This window comes from Dermabacter sp. HMSC06F07, from assembly GCF_001807345.1.
In the GTDB taxonomy this organism is placed as follows: domain Bacteria; phylum Actinomycetota; class Actinomycetes; order Actinomycetales; family Dermabacteraceae; genus Dermabacter; species Dermabacter hominis.
On the sequence record NZ_KV788575.1, the window covers coordinates 1 to 2,045 of the forward strand.

Sequence of the window (2,045 nt, forward strand, 5' to 3'; positions counted from 1 at the left end):
GGACACACGTCCCGTTATCTGACCGTTACAAAGTACAGAGCCGACGTGCCGTGCACCACCCGAAGAGAAACCATTTTGCAAGAAGTTTCCGCGATGTTCACCCACCACCGTATATTCACGCCAGGGCTAGGTGACGTTGCATTCAAAGCGCTTTCTCTGCCTATGAATCTCGCTTGAGACGCCGACCTTGAAGGCAACGTTTTCCTCCTGCGGCGCATTGCTAGGAGACGACTAAGGCGTCGTGGCTCCCGCTGGGTCATGCCACTGCGGGGGCCGGTGTGCTTGGGGTGCGCTGCTTTTAGGCTTTCTTGTCGCGATACGGATTCGCAACCTGCGCCACGCTGGTCCACGTGTCGGGGGTGACGAGGAATGTGACGGCCTCGTTATCCCAGAACACGCGAGTTTCGATGCCCTTGGTTTCCGCGTCGTACGTGAAAAAGACGACGGCGATGTCGAAGGGCCGATCATGTGATCGGGCCTCCACGTATCGAACAACAGGAACTTCGAGAATTTTGCGAGAGAACACGCCGTGAGTGAAGGCGCCGTTCTTCAAGTAGAAAATTGGATCGACTTGCTGAAGCGTGAGACCGTCGAGACCGTCGGCGACTGTGAAGACCGCGGTGAACGCATCCCACTCGCCAATGAAATCTTGAACGTCGAGTTGGAGGGCTTCCGCAAGCTCCCGGAGACGCTTATCCTCGTCGCGAGAAAGGCTACTGCTATCGTGCGAGGGGCTTTGGGTCATTGCTTACGTAGCTCCTCTGCGAGTTCGAGGAGGTCCTGAGCGCTCACGGGTTGCTCGTCGCCTCCAAAATTGTCCACGTAATTGTAGGTAAATGTGTCTTGCTCGAGGTCGAACCGGGCGACGAGAGTTGCGGCCCTGTCTTTGTGCACCTGCTTTTCGAGAAAGACCTCGAGCAGGAGCTTTCGTTGGTCCCTGCCGAATGCAAGGTTCACCATGTAAGGATCCTTGCCTGCAAACTTCGCAAGTGAAGTGTCATACAGCTGACCTGACTTCGTGTGAACAAGAAATGTGGTCAAGACTTCGAGGTGGTCGGTCTCTTCGAGGCCATTGCGGACGCAATATTCAAAACGCTCTGTGGGTGTACCCGCCCAAGGGGCATGGATCGCAGTCATACGTGAATCCTATCGGTTCTTAGAGGTAGCTCGACGGAAGTTCCTACAGTTGCCTGATCCAATTGAGTGGAGCCGGCTCGCCGATCGGAACGAGCACTTTTCGTTTGGCATCGACGTGGGAGTCCTACTGAGCGCAACGTGTATATTTGGCGCTCCGAACTTGCGAAGCTAAGGTCTCTAGGGGGCCTCTTCTCCTCGGTTCAATGATTACTGTTTTGTGGCTTGAGATCCTGATGCAGACCGCGTTGGAGCTTTAGCGCCATCAGGGAGTAGAGGGGCTAAGACTCGGGGATGGGTGAAAGTGCCCGGTCCGCACCTAGAATTGCACCCCTTTGCGAGCTTGCACTCGCTTAGGTACTCAATTGATGTCGAAGGTAGGCACATTACCGCAGCGCTATTTGAACGGATCGAATTCGAGGAAGTTCGTAGAACCGAACGCCGAGGCATGAGCGGTTTGAACATGGTGCAAACTTTTGGCTATATAAAGGGCGCAGCCCCGAGAGGCGCCTTAGCTCGATGCCAAAGACGCTCTCGGGACTGCTCACGCTGTGACTTTTACATCTCGTTCTACGGAACGAGCTGCTTAGCCGCGGGGTTCGCGGCAAGGAAGTCCTCGTATGCCTGGTCAGCCCGGTTCTGGGCAAAACCTTCGGGGTCGTCAGCAAACGCGCGCACCGCATCGCCGTCGACTCCATCGATTGCTGAGATCTGGTCGATGACCTCGTTGCGGAACTCGAAGAAGTCGTGGGTTGCTGCGTTGCCAAGCGTTTCCAGGGCATCCGAAACCGGATCTGCGGGACGCGGTGCCGGTGCTGGTGCTGGTGCCACTGGCGCGGGCGCCGGCTCGGGTGCTGGCGCAGGGGCGGGTGCCGCCGGAGCGGGTGCCGGTGCTGGCTGGTCGACGGGTG

At 57.1% G+C, this 2,045-nt stretch carries 3 protein-coding genes; all 3 read right to left on the bottom strand.

What is annotated here, in order from left to right; all coding sequences use genetic code 11:
- Positions 1-298 precede the first annotated feature (298 nt).
- The gene (locus tag HMPREF3157_RS02295) at positions 299-745 is read right to left on the bottom strand and encodes a hypothetical protein (protein WP_070435429.1); all 447 of its coding nucleotides are present in this window, start codon (positions 743-745) and stop codon (positions 299-301) included.
- On the bottom strand, positions 742-960 hold the full coding sequence (locus tag HMPREF3157_RS10365) for a hypothetical protein (RefSeq protein WP_141740587.1): 219 nt from the start codon (positions 958-960) through the stop codon (positions 742-744). The genes HMPREF3157_RS02295 and HMPREF3157_RS10365 overlap by 4 nt, the downstream gene beginning before the upstream one ends.
- A 744-nt stretch (positions 961-1,704) precedes the next feature.
- On the bottom strand, positions 1,705-2,045 hold a 341-nt coding region (locus HMPREF3157_RS10605), incomplete at its 5' end, for a hypothetical protein (RefSeq protein ID WP_210386255.1).

Excerpts from the sequence above, each read along its gene's own strand:
- HMPREF3157_RS02295 (WP_070435429.1), bottom strand. The coding sequence starts at position 745 with ATGACCCAAAGCCCCTCGCACGATAGCAGTAGCCTTTCTCGCGACGAG.
- HMPREF3157_RS10365 (WP_141740587.1), bottom strand. The coding sequence starts at position 960 with ATGGTGAACCTTGCATTCGGCAGGGACCAACGAAAGCTCCTGCTCGAG.